The sequence below is a fragment of the Streptomyces sp. MP131-18 genome, from assembly GCF_001984575.1.
Taxonomy (GTDB): Bacteria; Actinomycetota; Actinomycetes; order Streptomycetales; family Streptomycetaceae; genus Streptomyces; species Streptomyces johnsoniae.
Map to the genome: position 1 here is coordinate 5,529,106 of NZ_LZNS01000001.1, position 25,709 is coordinate 5,554,814.

General features: G+C 73.2%; 17 protein-coding genes. 10 read left to right on the forward strand and 7 right to left on the reverse strand.

From position 1 onward, the window contains the following. Position 1 precedes the first annotated feature (1 nt). The 5 genes from mreD (at position 2) to STBA_RS24995 (ending at position 7,908) form a co-directional block, all read left to right on the forward strand. The gene (gene mreD / locus STBA_RS24975) at positions 2-715 is read left to right on the forward strand and encodes a rod shape-determining protein MreD (RefSeq protein ID WP_077061384.1); all 714 of its coding nucleotides are present in this window, start codon (positions 2-4) and stop codon (positions 713-715) included. Positions 716-755: 40 nt separating this feature from the next. After that, a complete protein-coding gene (gene mrdA, locus STBA_RS24980) occupies positions 756-3,131 on the forward strand; it encodes a penicillin-binding protein 2 (protein WP_077061385.1) in 2,376 nt (791 codons plus the stop codon). 34 nt (positions 3,132-3,165) lie between these two features. Next, complete coding sequence (locus STBA_RS24985; RefSeq protein ID WP_077061386.1) at positions 3,166-4,359, forward strand: FtsW/RodA/SpoVE family cell cycle protein; 1,194 nt, start codon at positions 3,166-3,168, stop codon at positions 4,357-4,359. A 72-nt stretch (positions 4,360-4,431) separates the two neighbouring features. Next, a complete protein-coding gene (locus STBA_RS24990; RefSeq protein ID WP_077061387.1) occupies positions 4,432-5,916 on the forward strand; it encodes a CYTH and CHAD domain-containing protein in 1,485 nt (494 codons plus the stop codon). 48 nt (positions 5,917-5,964) lie between these two features. Then, positions 5,965-7,908 carry a TIGR03960 family B12-binding radical SAM protein gene (locus tag STBA_RS24995; RefSeq protein WP_077061388.1) on the forward strand — a complete coding sequence of 648 codons (1,944 nt, stop codon included), beginning with the start codon at positions 5,965-5,967 and terminating at the stop codon, positions 7,906-7,908. A gap of 55 nt (positions 7,909-7,963) precedes the next feature. On the opposite strand, the gene STBA_RS38395 is transcribed toward STBA_RS24995, so the two are convergent. The 6 genes from STBA_RS38395 to STBA_RS25030 form a co-directional block, all read right to left on the reverse strand. Beyond that, a complete protein-coding gene (locus STBA_RS38395; protein WP_077061389.1) occupies positions 7,964-8,338 on the reverse strand; it encodes a hypothetical protein in 375 nt (124 codons plus the stop codon). A 32-nt stretch (positions 8,339-8,370) separates the two neighbouring features. Next, complete coding sequence (locus STBA_RS38400) at positions 8,371-8,853, reverse strand: hypothetical protein (RefSeq protein WP_216355965.1); 483 nt, start codon at positions 8,851-8,853, stop codon at positions 8,371-8,373. 433 nt (positions 8,854-9,286) lie between these two features. Then, the gene (locus tag STBA_RS25015) at positions 9,287-11,662 is read right to left on the reverse strand and encodes a beta-galactosidase (protein WP_077061392.1); all 2,376 of its coding nucleotides are present in this window, start codon (positions 11,660-11,662) and stop codon (positions 9,287-9,289) included. Positions 11,663-11,989: 327 nt separating this feature from the next. After that, the gene (locus STBA_RS25020) at positions 11,990-13,282 is read right to left on the reverse strand and encodes a lanthionine synthetase C family protein (protein ID WP_077061393.1); all 1,293 of its coding nucleotides are present in this window, start codon (positions 13,280-13,282) and stop codon (positions 11,990-11,992) included. Beyond that, the gene (locus STBA_RS25025; protein WP_253194980.1) at positions 13,279-16,359 is read right to left on the reverse strand and encodes a lantibiotic dehydratase; all 3,081 of its coding nucleotides are present in this window, start codon (positions 16,357-16,359) and stop codon (positions 13,279-13,281) included. The genes STBA_RS25020 and STBA_RS25025 overlap by 4 nt, the downstream gene beginning before the upstream one ends. Positions 16,360-16,549: 190 nt before the next feature. Then, the gene (locus tag STBA_RS25030; protein ID WP_077061394.1) at positions 16,550-16,744 is read right to left on the reverse strand and encodes a hypothetical protein; all 195 of its coding nucleotides are present in this window, start codon (positions 16,742-16,744) and stop codon (positions 16,550-16,552) included. Between the two features lie 717 nt (positions 16,745-17,461). On the opposite strand from STBA_RS25030, the gene STBA_RS25035 reads away from it, so the two are divergent. Then, entirely contained in the window at positions 17,462-17,863 is a 402-nt protein-coding gene (locus tag STBA_RS25035; RefSeq protein ID WP_077061395.1) for a hypothetical protein, read from the forward strand. A gap of 155 nt (positions 17,864-18,018) precedes the next feature. On the opposite strand, the gene STBA_RS25040 is transcribed toward STBA_RS25035, so the two are convergent. Beyond that, the gene (locus STBA_RS25040) at positions 18,019-18,369 is read right to left on the reverse strand and encodes a hypothetical protein (RefSeq protein ID WP_077061396.1); all 351 of its coding nucleotides are present in this window, start codon (positions 18,367-18,369) and stop codon (positions 18,019-18,021) included. 395 nt (positions 18,370-18,764) lie between these two features. On the opposite strand from STBA_RS25040, the gene STBA_RS25045 reads away from it, so the two are divergent. From STBA_RS25045 to STBA_RS25060, 4 genes are all read left to right on the forward strand, one after another. After that, a complete protein-coding gene (locus STBA_RS25045; protein WP_077061397.1) occupies positions 18,765-19,487 on the forward strand; it encodes an FCD domain-containing protein in 723 nt (240 codons plus the stop codon). Positions 19,488-20,133: 646 nt separating this feature from the next. After that, the gene (locus tag STBA_RS25050; RefSeq protein ID WP_171987782.1) at positions 20,134-20,679 is read left to right on the forward strand and encodes a GNAT family N-acetyltransferase; all 546 of its coding nucleotides are present in this window, start codon (positions 20,134-20,136) and stop codon (positions 20,677-20,679) included. 104 nt (positions 20,680-20,783) lie between these two features. Then, complete coding sequence (locus STBA_RS25055) at positions 20,784-21,575, forward strand: TIGR03936 family radical SAM-associated protein (protein WP_077061398.1); 792 nt, start codon at positions 20,784-20,786, stop codon at positions 21,573-21,575. Between the two features lie 197 nt (positions 21,576-21,772). Then, positions 21,773-25,570, forward strand: a complete 3,798-nt coding sequence (locus STBA_RS25060; RefSeq protein ID WP_079252149.1) for an Rne/Rng family ribonuclease — start codon at positions 21,773-21,775, stop codon at positions 25,568-25,570. Positions 25,571-25,709 lie beyond the last annotated feature (139 nt).

A 25,709-nucleotide genomic window follows, 5' to 3' on the forward strand; every position in this document is an offset into this window, starting at 1 on the left:
GATGCGAGTCTCCCGCGCGCTGCTCGCGCTCATCCTCGTGATCGTGGCCCTGATGCTCCAGGTCAGCGTCCTGGCCCGGCTCCAACTGCCCGGTGCGGTCCCCGACCTGCTGCTGCTCACGGTGCTCGGCCTCGCCCTGGTGTACGGGCACGTCGGCGGTTGCCTCACCGGCTTCGCCGCCGGGCTGCTCGCCGACCTCGTGCCGCCCGCCGACCACGCGGTCGGCCGTTACGCCCTGGTGCTGTGCGTCATCGGGTACGCGGCCGGGCTCACCAAGCCGGAGACGGGCCAGCACCGTTCCGCCACCGTGCCGATGCTGGTGGTCGCGGCGGGCGCCGTGACGTCGACCCTGCTGTACGCGGGCGTCGGCGCGCTCGTCGGGGACACCGCGGCGCGCGGCGTCGGGCTCACCGACCTGCTGGTCACCGCCACCATCTACGATCTGCTGCTCGCGCCGTTCGCGGTGCCGCTGGTGATGAGCCTGGCGCGCCGCCTGGAGAGCGACCCGCTCGCCGGGGACGGCGGTTCCGGCGCCTCCGGCGGCGGCGACACGGCCGTCAGATGGCTGGGCGGCGGCGGTGGCGGGCCGCGCGGCCGCACGCCGCGCCGCACCCGCTACGGCAAGGCCGCCCGGCTCGGGGCGCGGCGCCCCATGCTGCTCGGCCGGTCGGCCCGCAACCGGGCCGGGCGCATCAAGGGAGTGAAGCGCCTGTGAGGCGGCAGGAATCGACCGGGTCCGCCCGCGGGGAGGTGCTGTGACCAACATCCCGGAGACCGGGCGCACATCGCGCGTCACGATCAGGCTGGTCGTCATCCAGATACTGGTGTTCTCGCTGCTGCTCACGCTCGGCGGCCGCCTGTGGTATCTCCAGATCCGGCAGGGCGACGAGTTCGCGGCCGAGGCGGCGGGCAACCACGTGCAGCAGGTGGTGCAGCCCGCGGTGCGCGGCGCCATCCTCGACGCGCGGGGCGTGCCCATCGCCGACAACGAGACGCGGCTCGTCGTCTCCGTCGACCGCTCCAAGCTCAGCCGGCTGCCGGACGACGGCGAGGCGGTGCTCGCCCGCCTCGCCGAGCTGCTCGACATGCCGATGGAGGACATCACCAACCAGGTGCGGCTGTGCGACGCCGAGACGCCGCAGCCCTGCTGGAACGGGTCGCCCTACCAGCCCATCCCCATCACCGACGAGGCCACCACGCAGCAGGCCCTCCAGATCCGCGAGCGCGCCGAGGACTTCCCCGGCGTGAGCGCCGAGCCGAGCGCCGTGCGTCGCTACCCCGCGCCCGAGGGCGCGAACACCGCGCAGGTCCTCGGCTACCTCTCGCCGGTCACCGACGACGAGGTCCAGGAGACGGAGGACACCGACGCGCCGCTGCTGCGGTCCGACCAGATCGGGCGTTCCGGCCTCGAACGGACGTATGACAGCTACTTGCGCGGCGACGCGGGCGTGACCCGTTACGAGGTGGACAAGTTCGGCCGCGTGCTCGGCGAGGCCGAGAGCCGGCACGCCGAGGCCGGCGCCAACGTGGTCACCACGATCGACTCCCGGGTGCAGGCCGTGGTCGAGCGCGAGCTGGTCGGCGCCATGGAGGCCGCGCGGCAGGAGCACGACGACGTCTCGGGGCGCAACTACGAGGCGGACGCCGGCTCGGCCGTCGTCATCGAGAACGACACGGGCCGCGTGGTCGCGATGGCCTCGGCCCCCGACTACGACCCCAACGTGTGGGTCGGCGGCATCTCCAGCAGCGACTACGCCGCCCTGACCGACGAGGACGCCAACGACCCGCTGCTGAACCGGGCCATCCAGGGCCAGGGCCCGCCCGGGTCGACGTTCAAGGTGGTGACGACCGCCGCGGCCGTCCAGGCCGGGTACGACTTCGACGGCCGGTACAACTGCTCCGCCTCGTACGACGTCGGCGGGCAGACGTTCCGCAACTTCGAGTCCTCCTCCTACGGGCCGATCAGCCTCGGCCGCGCCATCGAGGTCTCCTGCAACACGGTGTTCTACGGCATCGCCCACCGCGAGTGGCAGAACGACGGCGGTATCGACCCCGTCGACGATCCCGACGACTGGCTGTTCCGCACCGCGCACGACTTCGGCCTCGGCACCCCCACCGGCATCGACCTGCCGAACGAGGCGCCCGGCCGTATCCCGGACCGGGACTGGAAGCAGGAGTACTGGGAGCTGAACGAGGAATCGTGGTGCGAGATCGCCGATTCCGACCGTGACGACTACGCCGCGCAGATCGCCCGCGAGAACTGCACCGAGGGCATGAAGATGCGCGCCGGTGACATGCTCAACTTCAGCATCGGCCAGGGCGACGTGCTGGTCACCCCGATCCAGCTGGCCTCCATCTACGCGGCCCTGGGCAACGGGGGCACCCTCTACACCCCGCAGGTGGGCCGCGCGGTGATCGCCGCGGACGGCGAGGTCGTCGAGGAGTTCGAGCCGCAGGCGGCGGGCGACCTGCCCGTGGACGAGGCGACGATGGAAAACCTGCGGGACGCCACCGCGGGCGTCGTCACCGGCGACGGCAGCGCCGCCTGGCGCTTCGGCGGGTGGCCGCAGAACGAGATTCCGCTGCGGGCCAAGACCGGCACCGCGGAGGCGTCGGGGGACAGGCAGACCACGTCGTGGCTGGCCACCTACTCGGACGACTACACGGTGGTCATGACCATCGCCCAGGCCGGCACCGGCTCGGGCGCCTCGGGCCCGGCCGTGCGGAACATCTGGGAGGCGATCTACGGCGTCTCCGGCGGTTCCGTCAACGAGGACGCGGCCCTCCTCCCCGAGCCGCACCGCGACCTGCCGCCGATCGACGAGACCGGCGCCATCGTTCCCGAGCAGGACGAGAACGAAGGCGAGGAGGTGGCAGGCGGCGAAGGGGCCGACGGCGGCGAAGGGGCCGACGGCGGCGAAGGGGCCGACCAGGCCGGCGATCCCGCCGCGGAGCCGGGCCAGGACGTGCGGCAGGGCGGCGTGCAGGGCTCGCCGCCGCCGGGACAGCCGCAGGACGCCGTCGACGGCCCCGTGGGGACGGTGACGGAGGACCTGCCGCCCGAAGTGCCGGGCAGCCCGGCGGGGGAGGCACCGCCGGGCCTGCCGCCCGACCGGCGGCAGAACGAGTGACGGGCCGCACCACGGCAGGACGAACGGATACCCGGTGAGTGTTCACACCCTGACCCTCGGCGGGTCGGCCGCGCGCAAGAGCACGTGGCGCCGGCTCGCCGCCCGCGACTCGGTGGCCCGCCGCGTCGACTGGATACTGCTGCTCGCCGCGCTGGCGCTGTCCGTGCTCGGCGCGGTGCTCGTGTGGTCGGCGACGCGCAACCGCACCGAGATAAACGGCGGCGACCCCCAGTTCTTCCTGGTCAGGCAGGGCATAAACCTGGCCGTCGGAGTCGCGCTCGCCATCGGCGTCATGTGGCTGGGGCACCAGCGGCTGCGCAGCGCCGTGCCGTTGTTCTACACCTTCTCGCTGGGCGCGATGCTGCTGGTGTTCAGCCCGCTGGGCACGGAGATCAACGGGCAGCGCGCCTGGCTCTCGCTCGGCGGGTACACCCTCCAACCCGGCGAGTTCGCCAAGGTCGCCGTCGTGCTCGGCATGGCGCTGATACTCGCGGCCCAGGTGGACGCGGGGGACCGCGACTACCCGGGCAGCCGTGCCGTGTTCCAGGCGCTCGCGCTGGCCGGGGCGCCGCTGGCCATCGTCGTCATCGACGACATGGGCATGGCCATGGTCCTCGGCATGATCGTCCTCGGCGTACTCCTGGCCTCCGGCGCGCCGCTGCGGTGGTCGATCGGCCTCGTCCTGGCCGGGATAGCCGCGGCGGTGCTGGTCTGGGCGCTGGGCGTGCTCGACCAGTACCAGCTCGACCGATTCGCCGCGTTCGCCGACCCGTCCCGGGACCCGGCGGGCGTGGGCTACAACACCAACCAGGCGAGAATCGCCATCGGGTCGGGCGGCCTCGACGGCAAGGGGCTCTTCCAGGGCACCCAGACCACCGGTCAGTTCGTGCCCGAACAGCACACCGACTTCATCTTCACCGTCGCCGCCGAGGAGCTGGGCTTCATCGGGGCGGGCGGGATCATCGTGCTGATAGGCATAGTCCTGTGGCGGGCGCTGCGCATCGCCCGCGGCGCCACCGACCTGTACAGCACCATCATCGCGGCCGGCATCGTCGCCTGGCTCGCGTTCCAGTGCTTCGAGAACATCGGCATGGCCCTGGGCATCATGCCCGTCGCGGGCCTGCCGCTGCCGTTCCTCTCCTACGGCGGCACGTCGATGTTCGCCGTGTGGGTCGCCATCGGGCTGCTCCAGTCGGTCCGCATGAAACGCCCGCTCTCCGCCGCCTGAAACGTCCGTTTGCGCCGGGCTCCTCCTGCCTACTCGTAGGGGCGGGACAGCAGGCGACGGACGAGGACGGGCATGACGACAAAACAGGAAATCAGCAGCACGAAGGAAACCGAGCGCAAGTATGAAGGGCCCGTGCCGCTGCCCGAACTGGCGGGCACCGGGCCGGTGCACACCACACGCGACCCCGGCGGCCTGCTCCTGGACGCCGTGTACTACGACACCGCCGACCGGCGCCTCGCCGCCGGCGGCGTCACGCTGCGCCGCCGCACCGGCGGCGCCGACGACGGCTGGCACCTGAAACTGCCGCTCGGCGGCTCCTCGCGCGAGGAGATCAGGGCCCCGCTCACCGACCAGCTGCCCGACTCGCTGCTCGCGCTGTTGCGCGCCCGCATCCGCCGGGAGCCGATCGGCCCAATCGTCAGCCTGCACACCGACCGCCGCCGGCGGCTCCTCCTCGACGTGGAGGGCACCGCCCTCGGCGAGGTGGCCGTCGACATGGTCACCGCCCGGCGCGACGGGCGCACCGCGGAGTGGACCGAGATCGAGGTCGAACTGGCCGACGGTGCCGACCCGGCCGTCCTGGACGCGGTGGAGGAACGGCTGGCCGCCGCCGGTCTCCGGCCCTCAGGCGGCGCCTCCAAACTGGCCCGCGCCCTCGCCGAGACCGCCGAGGCCACCGCCTGGGCGGCGCCCGACGCCGCGGGCGGCACCGCGGGCGGCGACGTCCTGGCCTACGCCCGCCGCCAGTGGGAGATCCTCGTCGGCCTCGACCCCGCGGTGCGCCGCGAACGGCCCGGCTCCGTGCACCGCATGCGGGTCGCCACCCGGCGGCTGCGCAGCTGCCTGCGCAGCCACGGCAAGACCCTGGACCGCGCGGCGACGAAGCCGCTCGCGGAGGAACTGCGCTGGCTCGCGGGCGAACTCGGCGTCGACCGCGACCGCGAGGTGCTCGCGGAGCGCCTCGGGACGCGGCTGGCCGAGCTGCCGCCGGAGCTGGTGCGCGGCCCGGTGCCACTGCGCCTGGCCCGCCGCGACGGCATCGCGCGGCAGGCGTCCGGGGCCGGCGTCACCGCCGCCCTGGACAGCCCGCGGTACCTGTCGCTGCTCGACACCCTCGACCTGCTGCTCGGCACCTCGCCGCCCCTGACCGACGCGGCGGGGCGGCCGGCCGCCAAGGCCATGACGAAGACGCTGCGCCGCGAGGGCGACCGCCTGGCGCGGCGGCTCGACGCGGCCCTGGCCGCCGAGCCGGGGCCCGGCCGCGACGCCGCCCTGCACCGGGCCCGCAAGGCCGCCAAACGCGCCAGGTACGCGGCGGAGGCGGCCCGGCCCGCGCTGGGCAAGAAGGCCCGCCGGACGGGCAAGCGGTTCAAGCGCGTGCAGCAGGTGCTCGGCGACCACCACGACAGCGTGGTCGCCAGGGCCGCACTGCGTCAGGTCGCGGCGGAGGCCGAGGCGGCGGGCGAGCCCTCGTTCACCTACGGGGCCCTGCACGGCCGGGAGACCGGGCTGGCCGCGGCCGGGGAACGGGCGGCGGGCCGCTTGCGGGTACGCTGAATGATCCAGCCCACAACCGCCACCGCCCTCCCAGAAGGACGCGAGCCCATGCCTGTCGAGTCGGTCTTCCCGCGCCTGGAGGCCCTCCTCCCGCACGTTCAGAAGCCGATCCAGTACGTCGGTGGTGAGCTGAACTCCACCGTCAAGGACTGGGACGCCTGCGACGTCCGCTGGTCGCTGATGTACCCCGACGCGTACGAGGTGGGGCTGCCCAACCAGGGCGTCATGATCCTCTACGAGGTGCTGAACGAGCAGGAGGGCGTCCTCGCGGAGCGCACCTACAGCGTCTGGCCCGACCTTGAGGAGCTGATGCGCGAGCACGGCGTCCCGCAGTTCACGGTGGACGCGCACCGGCCGGTCTCCGCGTTCGACCTGCTGGGCGTGTCCTTCTCGACGGAGCTGGGCTACACCAACCTGCTGGCCGCCCTCGACCTGGCCGGGATTCCGCTGTCGGCGCGGGAGCGCACCACCGACCACCCGGTGGTGGTGGCCGGCGGGCACGCCGCGTTCAACCCGGAGCCCATCGCCGAGTTCATCGACTGCGCGGTCGTCGGCGACGGCGAGCAGGCCGTCCTGGACATCACCCGCATCGTGCGCGCCTGGAAGGCCGAAGGCCGCCCGGGCGGGCGCGCGGAGCTGCTGCTGCGCCTCGCGCGCAGCGGCGGGGTGTACGTGCCGGGCTTCTACGACGTGGAGTACCTGCCGGACGGCCGGATCTCCCGCGTGGTGCCCAACCGGCCGGGTGTGCCCTGGCGTGTCGCCAAGCACACCGTGATGGACCTCGACGAGTGGCCGTACCCCAAGCAGCCGCTGGTGCCGCTGGCGGAGACCGTGCACGAGCGGATGTCGGTGGAGATCTTCCGCGGCTGCACGCGAGGCTGCCGGTTCTGCCAGGCGGGCATGATCACGCGGCCGGTGCGCGAGCGTTCGATCACCGGCATCGGCGACATGGTGGACAAGGGCCTTGAGGCCACCGGTTTCGAGGAGGTCGGCCTGCTGTCGCTGTCCTCGGCCGACCACAGTGAGATCGCCGACGTCGCCAAGGGCCTCGCCGACCGGTACGAAGAGGACAAGATCGGCCTCTCGCTGCCGTCCACCCGCGTCGACGCGTTCAACATCGACCTCGCCAACGAGCTGACGCGCAACGGGCGCCGCTCCGGCCTCACGTTCGCCCCCGAGGGCGGCAGCGAGCGGATTCGCAAGGTGATCAACAAAATGGTCTCCGAGGAGGACCTGATCCGCACCGTCGCCACCGCCTACGGCAACGGCTGGCGGCAGGTGAAGCTGTACTTCATGTGCGGGCTGCCCACCGAGACCGACGAGGACGTGCTCCAGATCGCCGAGATGGCGACCAGGGTCATCGCGAAGGGCCGCGAGGTCTCCGGGTCCAACGACATCCGCTGCACCGTCTCCATCGGCGGCTTCGTGCCCAAGCCGCACACCCCGTTCCAGTGGGCCCCGCAGCTCTCGGCGCCGGAGACCGACGCCCGGCTGGCCAAGCTCCGCGACGCGATCCGCGCCGACAAGCGGTACGGCCGTTCCATCGGCTTCCGCTACCACGACGGCAAGCCCGGCACCGTCGAGGGACTGCTCTCGCGCGGCGACCGGCGCGTCGGCGCGGTGATCCGCGCGGTGTACGAGGCGGGCGGCCGGTTCGACGGCTGGCGGGAGTTCTTCTCCTACGACCAGTGGATGGCCTGCGCCGAGGGGGCCCTGACCCCGCAGGGCGTCGACGTCGCCTGGTACACGACGCGCGAGCGCGGCTACGAGGAGGTCCTGCCGTGGGACCACCTCGACTCCGGCCTGGACAAGGACTGGCTGTGGGAGGACTGGCAGGACGCACTGGACGAGACCGAGGTCGAGGACTGCCGCTGGACCCCCTGCTTCGACTGCGGCGTGTGCCCGCAGCTGGACACCAAGATCCAGATCGGCCCCACGGGCAAGAAGCTGCTGCCGCTTCAGGTCGTGAAGTCAGGCGCTGAGCCGCGTTGACGCGGGGAGGGCGAACCGGGGTTCGCCCTCGCCGCCGTTCGGCGTCGACGTGAGTTCACGATCGTTCTGGCGACGTCTCCGTTCCGGAGAACGTGCCGTTGCACTCGCGCTGGAGTGCGATGTCGTTCCACATCGGATGGTGTGGAGCGGCGTTGGAGCACACGATCGTGCCCCATGCCCCGGCCCGCGCGCTGAGGCGGACGGCCTCCCGGCAGACCTCCGCACCGACGGGCCCTTCCTCGAAGTTGCCGCTCAGCGGGGTGCAGCCGATCCAGCCTTCGCCGAAGACCAGGGGAATCCCGCGTCCGGCGCACTGATCGGCAGCCGCGGAGATCCAGGTGTCCAGGGTGCGCAGCATGGACCTGCGGTGTTCGCCGTAGCGTTCGTACAGGAATCGGTCCCATGCCTCGGCGTCGCACCAGTCGTGCACGTAGATCTCGGGCTTGCCGACGATCGTGGCCTTCAGCCGCCATTCCTCGCCGGCGGGCGGACGCCACTGGCCGAACGTCGGGGCGCCGGGGCGCCGGGGCGCATGAGGTCGGCACGGGCGCGTTCCTCGTCGAATCCGCCGTCGGTCGAGCGCAGGCCGTAGCCGACCACGAGTTCGTCGAGAACTCCGTAGACATAGGGGTGGAAGACGCCGACGTCGATGTTCTCGGGTATGCCGCGGAACGCGTCCAACGGTACGCGGGCGTAGTTGACCGTGACGGGGACGTCGGGTTGGCGTTCGTGGAAGCGGGCCAGGCCGCGTTCGAGGCGCTCCCGCAGCTCCACGACGGCCGGTTCGCGTCCTGGCAGTCCTTCCGTGAGGTATCCGCCCTGGACCTCGTTGTGCAGTTCGACGAACGCGATCACCTCGGCGAGCCCTTCGGCTTCCGCGAGTTCGTAAGCGTCGGCGAGGGCGTCGGCCAGCCGGGTGGGGCGGTCCTCAGGTTCGACGGCCATGAGCGCGTCGAACCATCGTCGATCACCGGCGAAGGAACTGCTCTGCTGGTACTCCCAGCTGCGATCTCCGAGAGGTCCAGGAACAGGGACTCGGCGAGCTCTCCCTTCATCACCCGGGGGAACTCGGAGCTGATGATGCCCAGCAGGTCGGGCGGGGAGCCGTCGGCCATGAACTGTGTGATGGTGCGCGTCAGCAGGTCGGAGCCGGAGGCGGCGGTCACCTCAAGGGAGGGTGTGTACGCCGACCCGCGCATGATGCTCCGGTCGCTCAGGGCGGCCTGGAAAGTTGCGGTGTAACTCGGGTCGTGGAACCACAGCTTGAGACCGACCGGGCCGTCCGTCACCGGTCGGGCCGGGGACGCGGTCGCACACCCGGTGGCCAGCGCCCCCATCCCGCCCAGCACGGCGAGGAAGCGACGTCGGCTCAGCCCGCTCACGGCGCACCGATCCCGACAGCGGCACGGTAGACGGGGACCAGCCGGGCTTCCCGCAGCCGCAGGGTGACCTCGTCCGGGCGTTGGTGGTCGGGCACGTGGATCTTCGCGGCGGGATCGAACGGGAGCAGCCGCAGGACCAACTCCGCACCGTCCTCCAGGGCCGCTCGGTGCCGGGTGAGGTCGATCTCCCAGGGGGCACCGTTCCAGTACTGGTCGGCTACCGGAGTGCCGCCGATCTCGGCGCGGGCGACGTCCCCGACCCAGTCGAGCCGCAGCAGCAGTCGGTGGGCCGCGGTGAAGGCTTCATGGTCGAACTCGACGCGATGGGCGGCGGCGAGGGCGTAGTCGGCGTCGGTGGGAGCGGCGGCGCGCTTCAGCGGACCGCCGATACGCTGCGGCGCCGGGCCTTTGGCCGCGGCGAGTTCGACCAGCGCGGCCTCGGGCACGGCCGTGGGTGCGTCCACCTCGAACCGTGCGAAGATCCCGCTTTCCCCGGTGGCGCGCAGCCTGAGCCGCGAGGTCGCCAGGTCTCGCGGGGCGACGGTGCCGGTCGGTGCGGGAAGGACGAGCAGGGTGCCGCCGGCGGGCCCGCTCTCGATGTGCAGGTGTCGTCCGTCGGGCACGACGTGGATGCCGTCTCCGACGAGCAGCCGACGAGTTCCCCACAGCTCTCCGACCGTGGTGTGGCGGGCGGTGTGCTCATCGAGGACCAGCAGCCGCAGCCCGTCCAGCCGGATGAGCGCGTCCGTGCCGGGGTGCGGCACCCGGATTCGGGTGCGGTCGGCGCCGAGGTCGTCCACGATGACGCCCGGGCCCTCGACCGAGGCCGGGTCGACACCGGTGAGGACCAGTTCGACCGGGATGCCGGCGGTGCGGGTCAGCACGACCATGTCGTCCAGGACGGCGACGAGTTGGGCCGTGGCCGACTCCAGGGTCGCCGCGCCGGGCAGCGGCCAGCGGAACGGCCACGCGAAGTAGGCGCCTGAGGGGATGTCGGCGGGCTCCGTGGGCAGTTCGAGCGGTCCGTCCGCGGTGTCGAGACGGAACCGGACGGCGCGGTGCGCGGCCAGTGTCTCCCCGCCGGGCTGGTGCGTGTTGACGAACAGCATGCCGGAGGTGCCGTCGCTGCGCGCGGCCCAGCGCAGTGTCTCGCGGTCGTCGAGGTCCCGGGGGCTCCGGTCGGGCGCGGCGAACGGCATCGGGGCCAGGCGTTCGCCCGCCGCGGCCAGGAGGTGGTGCTGGAGGCGGAGCAGTCCGTAGGCGGGGCGGACCTGTCCGTACTCGCCGAGGGGGGCTTGGAAGTCGTAGCTGATGACCGGCAGATCGTTGGGGTAGCCGGTGTCGGTCGACTCCTGCATGGTGGTCGCGGCGTCGGTGACGTGGGTGCCGCCCTGGTACATGTAGTAGCCCTGCCAGGACGATCCGCTGCCGATCTTGGTGAGGGCCAGCGCGGCCACGTCCTCCGGCGGGACGAGGGGGCGGCGGTGGTAGGTCGCCTGGACGCCGCCGCCGAGTTCGCAGGTCGCGTACGGGTAGCGGCCGGGGTCGGGGCCCTGCCCGGCGGTGGGCCGGCGGCGGAGGTCGGCGCCCACGGTGTGGTCGTCGCGCAGCGCGGTGAAGAAGAAGTGCCGCCTGTTGTGCCGGGCCCATCCCGGATGGGCGTCGTCCCACGGCGCCTCGGGGTAGCCCGCGTACACAGGGAGGAATTCGTCGGCGGGGAGCTGCGCCTCCCCCCAGGCCGTCGCGGTCCACAGCGGCGGGGTGATCCCGGCGTCCTGCGCCATCCGCTTGAGGGTGCGGAGGTGTTCGGGCTGGTCGTACAGCTCGTTCTCGATCTGGACGGCGACGATCGGCCCGCCCTGGGTGTGGTGGAGGCCGTCGAGTTCCGCGCCGATCCGCGTGTAGTAGGGCCGGACCAGGTCGAGGTAGGCGGGGTCGTCGGTGCGGGTCCGGGTGCCGGAGTGCTGGACCCAGTCCGGGAAGCCGCCGTAGCGGGCTTCGCCGTGTGCCCAGGGGCCGATCCGCACCACGGCGTCCATGCCGTACGCGCCGGTCTGCTCGACGAACGCGCGGATGTCGCGGTTGCCCTCGAACCGGAACTCGCCCTGTTGTTCCTCGTGGTGGTGCCAGAACAGGTAGGTCGCGACGACGCCGATGCCCCCGGCCCGCATGTTGAGGAGCCGCTCCCGCCACGCCTCGCGGGGGCAGCGGGAGAAGTGCATCTCGCCCATGACCGGGAACCAGGGACGGCCGCCGCGCACCAGGTGGGTGCTCGTGGCGGCGATCCGGTCCGGTTGCCCCTCGGGTTCGCCCATCCTGAGATGGCCGCCGAACGACTCCGCGGACGGGCGCAGGGTCACCTTGTACACCATCGATCTCCTTGCCTCGGCGCCGGACCCGGGTCGGCCCGTCCGGCAGGCCGGCATCGCCAATGGACGCAACTTAAATCATAATTTCTGAATAGTGAACCTCCTGGGGTGCCGAGCTTGGCATGGCCGCACCGAAGGAGGCGCGGCGCAGGGCGGCGGTGCAGAGGGGAACGCCACGCGCACGCCCGCGCGTGCGCGCGTGCGCGCGGGCGGTCGGGGCGACGACGGGGCGGTTGCCACGGACGGCGTTGCCGGTCGGAAGCCGCCCTGGCGCGCGGAGGCGGACGGCGTGGAGCGTTCCGGCGCGCCGGAAAATCGGTCCGCAGCCGGTCAGTTGACGAGCAGGGCCGCGTCCCAGCGCGGTGGCGTCGGCCCGCGCCGGTGGAGAACGAGGGCCACGCCCGCGGAACCTTCGAGGAAGGTGGGGGCGTCCCAGATGGCCGGTGGCAGCCGTCGGCGTCCGCGCGTCGGGTAGCCGAACGCGGACGCGGGCTCGAAGCGGGCGCGGAGGCGGTCGGTCAGACTCGCCGCGTGCTCCGCCAGTATCGGGTCCTGGGCGTCATGGGCGATCACGCGGGTGAGGTGGGCCTGCCCGGCGAGGCCATGGCACAGGCCCGGGTCGTCGAGCCCGGCCCGGCCTTCCGGACGGCGAAGGACCGCGTGCATGGCGTCCACCGCGACCCGCGGCCACTCGGTCTCGCCCAGTGCCAGGCCCGCCAGTTGCAGGGCGCGCGCGATCCCCGGGGGGCCGTAGCACCAGCTCGGGCGGTGTGGCTCGTGGCGCGGGCGCCGGCCCGCGGCCTCGTCCGCCGCCGAGACCATCATGGGCCAGTACGGGCCCGCCTCGTCGTCCTGGCGCCAGCTCAGCAGCCACTTGGCGGCGCGCCGGATGGCGGCGTCCTGGCCGGGCACCCGGATGCCCCGCGACCAGCACAGGGAGAGCAGGACCAGCGGGCCCGCGATCCCGTGGGCCAGGCCCACGTCGATCGTGTCGCCGTCCGCTTCCTGGCCCGGCCATGGCGGGCCCGCCCAGCCGGGCAGCGTGCGGCCCTCGTGCACTCTCGGTTCGGTGAGGGCGGTCAGGTAGCGCAGGGCGTCGCGGACGGCCTGCGGCCCGGCCGGGTCGGCCGTCCCGGCCGTCTCCGTCGACCGGGACGGAACGGCCGGGCCGTCCAGGAAATAGCGGGCGATTCCGGTGACGCCGGTCACCGCGTCGAAGCGTTCCCTCGGGACCAGTTCCTTGCCCTCGCTCATCCTGGCCTCCTCCAGGGCGAGGAGGCGGCCCAGCCGTTCGCGGAGGAACGTGTCCAGCCGCTCGCGGATGGTGGCGTAGTCGCCGGGCTTCCGGACGGCCGCCCTGATCGCGAAGGCCAGCCCCGCCGCTCCTTGGTAGAGCCCGGGGCCGAGGCGGCCGGCCACGGGGAGCAGGGTTTTCGCGGCGTCGGTCAGCCGGGCGTGGGCGGCCCGGCGGAGCTCCGGATCGTGCCTGCTGAGTTCGGCGAGCAGCAGGGCCGTGCCGATGGTGCCGTCGGCGAGGCCGAGCGGCTGGCGGGCGGGCGGAGTCCACGCGTTCGCCCGTGCCGCGATCTCCGCCACCACGGCTTCGTCGCTCCAGGCGCTCACCGCAGGTGCTCCCGGCGCGCCTGCTCGGTTTGCGCCATGCCGCGGGCGACCGCGAAGGAACGCTCCTCCGAGGTGCGGTTGGCGCCGATCAGCCGGTTGTGGTGCATGTGCAGCACTCCGGCCAGCACCGAACGCCGGGAGGCCGCGGGGAAGTCCCGCAGCGCCGCGGCCCGTTCGGCCAGGCCGGCCGGGTCGGCCTGGCCGGACGCGCTGGTGCCGGGCGGCGGGGCGGTGCCGAGCAGGCCGAGTGCCGCGTCGCGGTGTTCGCGGAAGTACCGGTGGTGCTCCTCCTCACGCGGCATGGCGAGGAACCAGGCGGGCCAGTCAGGACCGTGGACCTGCCGGGCGATGTCGACGTAGTGTCCCGCCGCGAGTACCGGCGGCGGCGTGGTCACGGTGCCCGCTGACAGGGCCGCCAGTTGCCCGACGACGGTCCGGCTGTCGTGGTGGAAGAACCGTTCCGCGGCGGCGATGGCCCCGGGCCCGCCGTAACGGACGGTCTCGGGCTCGTACCGGTCGACGGCCAGCCGGCCGGCCAGCCGCCGGCGGTACAGGTCGTCGGCCCAGTCCTGCACCGCGGGTGCGACATCGGAGAGCAGCGCTCGCGGATCTCCCGGGAACCGCAGCCGCAGATGGGGTTCGGGGTCGATGTAGCGGATGAAGAACCAGTGCCCGCCGCCGTCCGGCAGGTTCGCCAGCAGCCGGGGCAGATGCGAGGCCAGCACCTCGTTCTGCCCGGCCGTGGCGAGGTACAGCTTGGCGTAGTACCACTGGCGGTGACGGTTCCCCTGCCGGGGGGCCGGGCCGCGGCGCGCCATGCCGGCGGGCGCCCTGGCCGTCCCGGCGTCCCGGCTGTCCCGGCCGTCCCGGCCTCGGGGCAGGACGGGGATGAGCACCTCGCTGCGGTACGCGCCGCCCTCGTCGTCCCGCAGCCAGTGCTCGGCGTACCCCGCGTCCTCCAGCGTCTCGTACGCCACCGTCCCCGGGTCCCGGGCCAGTTGGCGGCGCAACAGCGTCCGGTGCAGCGGGGCCGACAGGTCGAGTACCACCCGCAGATCGACCGTTCCCACGTTGACGCGCCGGGGCACGGCCCAGCGGGCCCGCCACGCGTCCAGGGCGCGGCCCCACTCCTCGTCGGACGCCGAGGAGTCGGTCAGCGCCGGGTCGGTCATCTTCCAGCGCGCGGGAGTCAGAACCGTGCGGCCGTGGCGGACCCGGGGCAGACGGGTGGCGGAGCCGATGGCCCCCCAGTCCCACACGGACCAGGTCGGACGGCCCATCGACGAGATCTCGCGCAGCAGGCGGACGGCGTCGGAGGTGAAGCCCATGGACAGCACGGTGGCGGTATGCGCGACGAGTTCCCGCCCGGTGGCCGCGTCCACGGCGAACAGCCGCTCCTCGTCGGCGGCCAGGGCGACGTCCCGCGCGCCTCGCACACGGCCCCCGGACGACGGGTGGTGGGGGAACGAGCCGACCGTCAGCCGGTCCGGCCAGCAGGCAAGCGCGCGCGTGACGTTCGCGGCGCCGGGCAGCACCTGGAAGTCCAGGCTGACCGGCGTGGCCCCTTCCCGGAGCGTCGTCGCCATGGCGTCCCGCGCCAGTGCCGCCACCGGCTCCTGGTCGTCGAAGAGATAGGCGAAGCGGCCGAACAGGGCGCCCGGGGTCGGCGAGCCGGTGGTCTGGGAGAGGATCAGCCGGAACTCTCCCCGGGCCAGGGCCTCCTGGGACACGGCGGTCACCTGGGCGCACAGCTCCGCCGGGGTCGGCGCGGTGTCGGGCGCGGCGTCGGCCAGCCGGTTCAGCACGGCGTCTCCCAGGACGATCTCCCCGCTCCCCGCGGCGGCGGACAGCACCAGATCGGTCAGCACCGCGTCGCGCGCCGGGCCACGGTCCGCGGCGGCGGGCGCCACGCGCCGTTCGCCGCCCGGATTCTCGTAGCCGGCCGGCGGGCCGAGCCCGGAGTGCGGGTCGAGAACCTCCAGCAGCGGTACGGCGTGGCCGACGCCGTACCGTTCCACGAACGCCCTGTGATAGTCCGCCAGATGGGGCTTTCGCTCGTCCTTGGCGGATGCCCGCCACAGCGCCGTCGCGGCCGACTCGGCCTCCCGCGCCACCGCTTCGGGCAGGATCACCTCGGCGTCGATCCGCAGGTCGGTCTGGAGGAGGGTCCCGTCGTGCCGGTGCAGGTCCCGCAATGCCCGCTCCGCGGTGTCCCAGCGGCCCGTTCCCGCGCCGAGCGGCGCGCCCGCGCAGTCCGCCAGCACCTTCGCGATGCGGGCGACCGCGTCCTCCTTCTCCCGGTCCGCCACCGAGGCCAGGACCTCACGCACGTACAGCAGCGGGTCGGCCCGGGCGAGGGGCGGGCGCAGTTCGGTCAGCAGGAAGCCGCGCCGGACGAGGTCCGCCAGCAGCCCGTCCACCTTGCCGGCCGCCACCGCGGGGAACGCGCTGGTCAGCCGCTCGGCGATCTCCCCGCCCGTGCACGGCTGTTCGGCCGCCTCCAGGGCCAGCCGTACCGCGGCGGTGTGGCGCACGGAGACCTCTTTGGTACGGGCCGCCGCCGCGCGGCCCTCGTCCGTCACGGGGGTGAACGGCAGAACCCACCGGTCGCCGCGGGCGAAGCCCAGGTCGTTGGTGACCACCCGCAGTCTGCGCAGCAGCGCCGGGTCGCGTTCCCAGGCGGAGAGCAGCCCCACCAGCCAGTCGCCGTCCGGCCGCACCGCGACGCGGTGCCGCTCGCCGACGCGTGCCCGGCACGCGTCCCCGAAGGCGACGGGCGCCACCCCGGCCAGCAGGCCGAACGGGGTGGGGCGGCCGGCGGCCCGCAGCACGTACCGGGTCGTTCCCAGCGTGAGCTTGCGCAGCGCCGCCGGCTTCATCGGCTCACCCGCCTGAAGTGTGCGGATGGCGCGGTGCAGCGACGGGCTGGAGAGCAGCAGCGCCTCCAGGACCCGTTCGTCGGCGATCAGCGTGGCAACGTAGCGTTCGACCTGTGCGCGGTCACGCGGGTCGAGCCCCTCGGCCGCTGCGACGGTCCGCTCGACCCAGGAGTACGGCAGCAGCGGGATGCGCAGCATGCCGGGACCGGCAAAGCGAAAAGAAACGTCGTCCCCTGACAATGGACCGGATTCTCCCTGCCTGTTTTTCCGCGTCTGCTTCTGCTTTTCCGCGCCTCGTGCCCGCCCGGCGGAAGTGTGGTGCGCCACATGGTGAAAGGCACGGGCGCGGAGCCGGTGAACGGCCCGCGCCCCTGCCGTCATGGCTCAATCACGAACAGAAGATTGCCGTAGTCGCGGGAATACAGACCGAGCAGTCACTCGTGTAAGGGCCGTTGGGGAAAGAGACCGTCTTCGCCTGCGCGAAGCCGTCACCGTCCTCCAGGTCGCTCAGCTCTATGCGGATGTCGAGGTCGAAGTCGGAATCGGTGAGTTCGGTGGTCGGTTCCGCGACAGAGGTTGACATGCGATTCCTTTCACGGTGAGCCGGGGGTCCGGCCTGGGAATGTGCCGGCCCTCAGCGATGACCGTGACACTGTATGAGGCATGTGACGGGCTTTCAAGAGCGTACTAAGGGCCGGTACTTGCTCCGCTGCGGTGCCCTATGCGGCGTTTTCCTGGGTCATGCCCTTAATCTGCCGGTTGGGGCTTTCCTTGCTCGTTGCGGCGCGTCTCTCGTGACAGGTGAACGCGGCCGGTGAATTCGGGAGGCGCCGCGTCACGGCGCGGGGTGAATGGGCGCGGTCTCGTTCACCTGTCGTGTTTCCCGAGGATTTTCGAAGGGAATTGGATGTGCCGGGGTGCCCGTTTTCGGCGCGCTGCCGCCCGGCTGCCGTGCAGAGCGGGCGGAATGCGTCGGCGTCCCCGGGCCCGCCGAGATGCGGGCGCGTCCGTTCATCTTCCGGAAGTACCTGTCCGCGCCCGGTTTCGGGCACGGCCCCCCGCACATCGTCCCTCATGCCGGAGCGGCCCCCGCCACCCCGGCGGGCGGTCCGTCGCACCCGCGCCGGGGTGCCCCTTGGCGGGGTGCCGTTGGCGAGCGGTGAAGCGGCCCACAAGTAATCTGCCGGCAGCTTCCTGAGCGAGGGAGGGGTGCCGTAGCGCACGTCAGGACAGTGCCGCGGCGCGCTGGTCGAGCTCGGCTGCGGCGGGTATTCCGTCAAGCCGGGCGAGGCGGGCGCACATGTCGGTGACGGCCTCGGTCACCTTGACCGAGTGGACGCCGGCGGCGCTGTTCAGGAAGTGGATCACCGACCGCTGCGGGGCGGACGTCCTGGACTTCATCCAGCAGCTCCACGCCGAGCACGAGGTGCTGGCCGGCCCCACCGCGGCGAACACCGACCGCCACCTCGCGGCCCTGACGACGGTGCCGTGGCTGCTGCACGCCGCCGTCGCCGCCAAGATCGTCGCCCTGGACCACCTCACCGGCCGCGCGGCCGAATCCCCCGACCGCGGCGCATTCTGGCAGGCCCGGCCCGCCTTCGTGCGGCTGCTGCCCTACTTCCGTCGGGTACACCAGGTGGGCATGAGCACGGCCCACGGCGAACCGCTGGCCCGCTGCCCCACCTCCGCCGGGGAGCCGTAGCCCCGGCCGCGCAGGGGCGTGCGGGAGGCAGTCGCGGGACTCCGGGCGGGGTGACGGACCCGGCCCGGCCCTCGGGCGTCGGACCTATCGGTGCGCGCCCGAACCGCGCCGCGCCGGCCCGCGAGCGTCCGGCAGGCGGCCGTTCCGCCTCGCGGTCACGCCCGCTCGTCACCCGCACCACGCAGGGACGCGCGTGGCACACCCGCCAGTTCGGCGGTTTCGACCGCGGCCCGGTTGCGAGCCGCGTCCAGGCCTTCACGTGCCGAGGCGTCGACGTGAACGCGCGACGCCGGGTCCAAGGGCAGGACGCGGATCTCCACACCGTGCCGAGCGGCCGCGTCCGCGAAGCGGCGGAGTCCGATCTCCCACTCGGGGCGGTACCAGAAATGATCGGCGACGAGCCGGCCGCCGATGTGGGCCCGGGCGGCGTCGCCCGTGTAACGCGGCCTCAGCCGTACCTCCCCGTCGCCTGCCAGAGCCGATGCCGGAACGGTGACGCGGTACACGGCGGCCTTGCCGAAGCGTCACAAAGCGGCGCACGCCGAGGTCACCGTCGAAGCGGAACGTGCCGCGCTCGTTCTCGTGCTGGTTCCGGAACAGGTAGGTCGCCACGAGAGACGACCGTCCCGGAGCGGGCTCCGGCTGTCGACGGTCAGTGTGTGCGACGCGGTGGTTGAACTGCCCATGGGCAGGTGCCCCATCAGGGGCGCGGCTGCTTCGTGAACATGCAGAGACAACATGACAGGCGGCTACTGCGGGGCGGCGGCTCGGTGGAGCGCGTTCATCGTGGAGGGAGCCACGGGCAGCGTCAAGATGTATTCATAATTAATGCCTACTGCTAGGGTGGGTGGGCCAGGCCTCCACATCTGGGGCCCGCGCAGACCCCGAGGAGAGACCCGCCATGGCGTCGTACACCGGAAGAGGCGTTCACGGGCAGGTCGTCCGCGTCCTCGGCCTGCGTATCGTCGGCGGTGACTTGCCCGAGGGAGCCACTCTCGACATGCGTGGCCTCGGGGAAGAACTCGACGTCAGCCTCACCGTGATGCGCGAGTCCATGAAGGTGCTCGCCGGCAAGGGCCTGATAGACGCTCGCCAGAAGCGTGGAACTTTCGTCAGGGAGCGCAGCAATTGGAACCTGCTCGACGCGGACATCATCCGCTGGCAGGTCGAGAGCGGCGCCGGACAGCGCCTCATGCGTGACCTCGCCGAGGTGCGCGCGATCGTGGAGCCGGCCGCCGCTCACCGTGCGGCCCTCAACCGGACAGAAGGCGATCTGCGAGCGCTGGAGACCGCGCTCGACGCGATGACCCATGCCCGCGCTCACTTCTCCGCGGACGCCGCCGAGGCCGACGCCGCATTCCACCGCGCCCTGCTCTGTGCCACCGGCAACGAGATGCTCGCGCGCATGGACCTCCTCCTTGAGCCCGGGCTACGCGAACGCGACCGGGTCGTCCACTCCCACGATCAGGCCAACGACCCCGTCCCCAGCCACCGGGCCGTCCTCGACGCGATCCGCGACCAGGACCCCGCCCGCGCGGAGCTTGCCATGCTCGACCTCCTCGCCAAGGCCACCCACGACCTCGACCGGATCACCGGCAGCGTCTCCGCGGCGCACCAGCCCTGACACCTCTTCCGCCCTCACCGACGGGCCTGCGGTGCGGCGCGAGGCCCGGCTCACCGGCCCTGCCGTCGGGGCCCCTTCGCGTTCTCCTCCTGGCTCCCGCTCCCGCGCGTTCTGCCCGCTGAGCCTGTGCCCGGTCTGTCCGGGCACACGTGAGCACCGTTACCTACCGGTCTACCGGGTCCAGGTCCATGCCAAGGGCCGCGAGCACGAGGTGAAAGCTCTGTCCCCATAAGCGGTGGTGGCGAAGCGTGACTGGCGTCATTGGCGCCGCGTGCGGGGTGCCGGGTGGAACGCGTCATCGGGCTCCACGGCGTTCGGCAGGACATCGCCGTGCCGCGGACCCACCGGCCGGTGGGCATCAGCCAGGAGCTGGCGATCGCGCGGTACGAGGACAGCTGTCGGCTCTGCTGCGTCCGCGGCCCTGGACTGGCCGAGCAGCTCGGCCGAAGGCCGCGAGGGGACCGGGAGCCGCGGGGCGCGGGGGCCCGTGTAGGGTCGCCTGATCCACGGCGGGGCGGCCGCCGTCCCCGCTCCGGGCACGGTTGGGGGCAGGACGGTCGTGATGGTTTCCGGGTCTTGGAAGAAGCCGCCGGCCGCCGGCCGTGGCCGGGTTGCCGCGGCGGGCGGTGCGGCGGACGATGAGGCCGTGCCCCAGCTCGTCCAGCCCACCACCGCGGTCCACGCCTCGTTTCTCGAAGCGGTGGAAGAGTTCGAGGCGGAGGGGCGCGGCACCCTGGAGGACAACTCCATGCTGGGCCGCGACATCTCCGTCTTCGGCCGCCGCTGGCAGGACCCCGAAACGTTCGCCCAGTACGTCGCGGAGAACATAGCCGCGGCCCGCGACGACACCCTGCCGCCGCCCGGCTTCGTGCGTGCCACGATCCTGTGGTGGGTCGAAGGGGACACCTTCCTCGGCCGCCTGTCCATACGCCACCGGCTCACCCGGCGGCTGCTCGACTGGGGCGGGCTCATCGGCTACGACGTGCGGCCCTCCGCGCGCCGCCGCGGCCACGCCACCGGCATGCTGCGCGCGTCCCTCCCGCTCGCCCGCCGGCTCGGGCACGACCCGGTGCTGGTGACCTGTGACCACGACAACGTGGCGTCACGGAAGGTCATCGAGGCGTGCGGCGGGGTCTTCGAGGACCGGCGGGGGGAGAAGCTGCGGTACTGGATAGCCACCGGTGGGACGTAACCTGGAAGTAAGCAACGGCCCGTGACCGGGCCGGAGAGTTTCGTACGAGGGACTGAAGACCACTGGGCAAGCGACAGCCCGTAGGCCCGCCGCCCGCTCCCGCGGTGCAGCGCATCCGGATGCGGTATACGAAGCGGGGCCGCCTGCGGTTCACCAGCCACCGCGATTTCCAGCGCGCCTTCGAGCGCGCCCTGCGCCGGGCCGGGGTACCCATGGCGTACTCCGCGGGGTTCACCCCGCACCCCAAGGTCTCCTACGCGAACGCCGCGCCGACCGGCACGGCGAGCGAGGCGGAGTACCTGGAGATCGCCCTGACCGAGCGGCGGGACGTCGAGGAGCTGAGAGCCCGCCTCGACGCCTCGCTGCCGGACGGCCTCGACATCGTGGACATGGTGGAGGCCCGCACCACCGACTTCGCCGAGCAGTTGCAGGCGTCCCAGTGGGAGCTGCGGCTGGACGGCGTACAGCCCCTGGACGCGGACCGCGCGGTCGCCGCTTTTCTGGCCGCCGAGGCCGTCGAGGTGCAGCGGCGGACGAAGAAGGGCCTGCGCGCCTTCGACGCCCGCGCCGCCGTCGTATCGCTCGCCACGGTGCCGTCCGGAACGGCAGCAGGTGGGTCCCATGGGCCTGACACCCAGCCTTGTGCGATACTGCGCCTGGTAGTACGGCACCTTACCCCTGCCGTACGACCCGACGACGTCCTGTCCGGTCTCCGCGCTAAGGCCGACCTGGCGCCGCCGGTCCCCGCAGCGGTGACCAGGCTGGCGCAGGGGCCACTCGATGAGGAGAACGGCACGGTGACCGACCCGTTCGCGCCTGACCGCGACGCTGCCGAAGCCGCCCTGACCAGGGCCGCCGGACAGCAGGCCGCGGCGGCGCCGGGGGTCACCGGATAGCGATGCCGTTGCTGTGCCGCAGAACGGCCGGGGGCCTGGGAGCCACTCGGGCCGGGCTGTTCCGGGCGGCGCACCGACCAGCAGACTTTCGCCGTAGCCGGACCCAGTGGTCCGGAACCGGCGAGTAAAACGACAGCTCTCGAGCGGCGCCCGCTAGGCGGTGAGGCGCCCGGGAGCGTGACGGGAGAACCGCCCGCATGCACGAGGCCAACGAATCCGTGGGGCCGAACGGTGCCGAGCGCACCGGGGACACCCCCGCGGCCACTACGACAACGGACAAGAACACCACACCGAGTGACACCCTCCCGCCCCGGCGCCGCCGGGCGGCGACCCGCCCGGCCGGCCCTCCGGCCGCGGTGGCGGAGGAGGAGAGCAGGACGGACGAGGCCGAGCAGGCCGCGCCGCGGAAGCGGCGCCGTGTGACGCGCGTCGCGTCCGAGCCGGAAACGGAAGCGCAGCAGGAGCCGCAGCAGGAGCCGGTGGCCGCGGAGGCGGAGGCGGAGGGTGCTGCGCCGCGGAAGCGGCGTCGTGCGACGCGTGCTGTGTCGGCGCCTGAGCCGGTGGCTGAGGAAGCGGTGGCCGAGGAGCCGCCTGCGGAGGAGGCCGCGCCCGCGCGGAAGCGGCGTCGTGCGGCGGCCGATGAGCCGGTGGCCGCGGAGGCGGAGGCGGAGGGTGCTGCGCCGCGGAAGCGGCGTCGTGCGACGCGTGCTGTGTCGGCGCCTGAGCCGGTGGCTGAGGAAGCGGTGGCCGAGGAGCCGTCCGCGGAGGAGGCCGCGCCCGCGCGGAAGCGGCGTCGTGCGGCGGCCGATGAGCCGGCGGCCGCGGAGACCGCGCCCGCGCGGCGGCGGCGCCGCACCGCGTCCGTGCCCGAGGCGGTGGAGGAGCCCGCGGCCGCGGAACCGGCCGCCGAGCCCGAGCCCGAGCCCGAGCCCGCCGCGCCCCGGCGCAGGCGCCGGGCGGCGCGTGCGGCGGGCGAGGCGGCGGAGACGCCCGCCGAGGAGCCGCAGATCACCGCGCAGGAGCCGGAGCAGGCCGTGGAGGCGCCCACGTCGCGCAGGCGGCGGCGGTCCGCGCGCGAGGCGGCGGAGCCGGAGGCCGTCGCCGAGGTGCCGGACGAGGCCGACGCGGCTGCCGTGCCGGACGAGAGCGACACGCCCCTGCCCCCGGCGGTGCCGGTGGCGACCGCCGTGTTCCAGGCGCCGGTGTTCCAGGCGCCCATGTTCCAGACTCCGCAGCGGGCCGCCGAGGAGGCGGTGCGCAGCGCCGCTCCGGCGACCGGGCCCGAGGAGGCGGAGGGGCCGGAGGAGCCCGAGGACGAGGACGAGCAGGACGTCGAGGACGTCGAGGACGTCGCCGAGGAGGAGGACGAGTCGCAGGCCGACCGTCCGGCCCGCAGGCGGCGCCGCGGCGGTCGGCGGCGGCGCCGCGGGGAGACCGCGGAGCGTGCCGCGGCGGCAGTCGCGGGGACCGACGCCGGGGACGGCGACGAGGAGACCGCGCCCGAGGCGGAGGCCGAGCCGGAGTCCGGCGCGGCGGAGCCCGCGAAGGACGCGGACGTGGACGAGGACGCCGACGCCGAGGCGGAGGCCGAGGAGCAGGCGGAGGGCGGCGGTTCCTCGCGGCGCAGGCGCCGGCGCAGGCGGCGCAGCGGCGATTCGGGCGACGGCGCGGGTGGCGACGACCCGGAGCGCACCGTCGTCAAGGTCAGGGAGCCGCGCCGCAAGCGGGACGAGGCGACCGAGAGTTCGGACGGCGTGCAGTCGATCAAGGGCTCCACGCGTCTGGAGGCGAAGAAGCAGCGCCGCCGCGAGGGCCGCGAGCAGGGGCGGCGCCGCGCGCCGATCATCACCGAGGCGGAGTTCCTGGCGCGCCGGGAGTCCGTCGAGCGGGTCATGATCGTGCGGCAGAGCGGCGAGCGCACGCAGATCGCGGTGCTGGAGGACGACGTCCTCGTCGAGCACTTCGTGAACAAGGAGCAGTCGGCCTCCTACGTCGGCAACGTGTACCTCGGCAAGGTGCAGAACGTGCTGCCGTCGATGGAGGCGGCGTTCGTCGACATCGGCAAGGGCCGCAACGCGGTGCTCTACGCGGGCGAGGTCAACTTCGAGGCACTCGGCCTCGGGAACGGGCCGCGCCGGATCGAGAGCGCGCTGAAGTCCGGGCAGCCGGTCCTCGTTCAGGTCACCAAGGACCCCATCGGTCATAAGGGCGCGCGGCTGACCAGCCAGATCTCGCTGCCCGGCCGGTACCTGGTGTACGTGCCCGAGGGGTCGATGACCGGGATCAGCCGCAAGCTGCCCGACACCGAGCGGACCCGGCTGAAGCAGGTGCTGAAGCGGATCGTTCCGGAGAACGCGGGCGTCATCGTGCGCACCGCGGCCGAGGGCGCGAGCGAGGACGAGCTGACCCGGGACGTCGAGCGGCTCCAGGCGCAGTGGGAGGAGATCCGCAAGAAGGCGAAGAAGGGCAACGCGCCGGCGCTGCTCTACGGCGAGCCGGACATGACGGTGCGCGTGGTCCGCGACATCTTCAACGAGGACTTCTCGAAGGTCATCGTCAGCGGCGACGACGCGTGGGAGACGATCCACGGGTACGTCGCGCACGTGGCCCCCGACCTCCAGGAGCGCCTCCAGCGGTGGACCTCGGACGTGGACGTGTTCGCCACGTACCGCATCGACGAGCAGCTGATGAAGGCCCTGGACCGGAAGGTGTGGCTGCCGAGCGGCGGTTCGCTGGTCATCGACAGGACCGAGGCGATGGTCGTCATCGACGTGAACACCGGCAGGTTCACGGGCCAGGGAGGCAACCTGGAGGAGACCGTCACCAGGAACAACCTGGAGGCGGCCGAGGAGATCGTGCGCCAGCTGCGGCTTCGCGACCTCGGCGGCATCATCGTCATCGACTTCATCGACATGGTGCTCGAATCCAACCGTGACCTGGTGCTGCGGCGGCTGCTCGAATGCCTGGGCCGCGACCGGACGAAGCACCAGGTGGCGGAGGTCACCTCGCTCGGCCTGGTGCAGATGACGCGCAAGCGGGTCGGGCAGGGGCTGCTCGAGTCGTTCTCGGAGCCGTGCGTGCACTGCAACGGCCGGGGCGTCATCGTGCATGCGGACCACGTGCACGCGCCCGGCGGCGGTGGCGGCGGCAAGAAGAGCAGGAAGCGGGCGCGGGCCGCCGCGGCGGAGGAGCCGCAGCCCACGGCCGCGGAGGCGCAGCCCGCGCCGGCCGCGGTCGCGGAGAGCGCCGAGCCGGTGGAGCCGATCGTGCCGCCGGAGACGGTGGAGCGGAACGAGCCGGTCGAGCCCGTCGAGCCCGTTGAGGAGCCGGTGGAGCCGTCGCCCGAGCCGCGGCGGCGGCGCCGCGTCTCCCGCAAGGCGAGCGCGCCCGCCGGTCCCGCGGGGGAGGGCGCGGTGACCGTGGTCACCGCGGAGCAGCCGTCCGCCGCGGCGGAGCCGGAGCCCGCGCCGGAGCCCGAGCCGGAGCCCGCGCCGGAGCCCGAGCCCGCGACCGCCCGGCGGCGTGGGAGCCGTAAGGTCTCCGTCCCGGCCGGTGCGCCGAGGAGCGCGGAGGAGCCCGCGGTGGTCGTGGTCACGGCCACCGAGCCGGAGCCGGAGCCCGTTCGGGAGCCGGAGGCCGTTCGGGAGCCGGAGGCCGGCACCGTGTCCGAGGCGCCGCCGCGGCGCAGGGCGGTGCGGCGGGCGTCCGCCCCGGCCGGTTCGCCGGAGGGCGCCACCGAGGCGGTCGTGACGGTCGTGACGGCCGGTGCGGCGAAGAAGTCGGCGAAGAAGACGGCAACCAAGTCGGCGGCCAAGACCGCGGCCAAGAAGACCGCGAAGAAGACGGCCAAGAAGACCGCCGCCAAGAAGACGGCGACGAAGAAGACCGCGGCCAAGAAGACGGCCAAGAAGGCCACGGCGAAGAAGGCGGCCAAGGCCACGTCGGCGGCGGAGCAGCAGCAGCCGCCCTCGGTGTCCGCCACGGCCGGGGAGTGAGTGCCCGGGTCCGCCGCCGCCCCCGCGGGGGCGGCGGCGGACCCGGCTGATTTGACCGGCTTGTTGACGTCTCCGTATTCTTGGCGATCGGCGTGTCATCAGGCCCGCCATCCCCCTGAGCACTCATCCTCCCGCGCGG

Coding starts and splice junctions, on each gene's coding strand:
- STBA_RS25045 (WP_077061397.1), top strand. CDS start 18,765: ATGGCGTCGTACACCGGAAGAGGCGTTCACGGGCAGGTCGTCCGCGTC.
- STBA_RS24995 (WP_077061388.1), top strand. CDS start 5,965: ATGCCTGTCGAGTCGGTCTTCCCGCGCCTGGAGGCCCTCCTCCCGCAC.
- STBA_RS25030 (WP_077061394.1), bottom strand. CDS start 16,744: ATGTCAACCTCTGTCGCGGAACCGACCACCGAACTCACCGATTCCGAC.
- STBA_RS38400 (WP_216355965.1), bottom strand. CDS start 8,853: ATGGCCGTCGAACCTGAGGACCGCCCCACCCGGCTGGCCGACGCCCTC.
- STBA_RS25035 (WP_077061395.1), top strand. CDS start 17,462: ATGTCGGTGACGGCCTCGGTCACCTTGACCGAGTGGACGCCGGCGGCG.
- STBA_RS24990 (WP_077061387.1), top strand. CDS start 4,432: ATGACGACAAAACAGGAAATCAGCAGCACGAAGGAAACCGAGCGCAAG.
- mreD (WP_077061384.1), top strand. CDS start 2: ATGCGAGTCTCCCGCGCGCTGCTCGCGCTCATCCTCGTGATCGTGGCC.
- STBA_RS25060 (WP_079252149.1), top strand. CDS start 21,773: ATGCACGAGGCCAACGAATCCGTGGGGCCGAACGGTGCCGAGCGCACC.
- STBA_RS25015 (WP_077061392.1), bottom strand. CDS start 11,662: ATGGTGTACAAGGTGACCCTGCGCCCGTCCGCGGAGTCGTTCGGCGGC.
- STBA_RS25025 (WP_253194980.1), bottom strand. CDS start 16,359: ATGCTGCGCATCCCGCTGCTGCCGTACTCCTGGGTCGAGCGGACCGTC.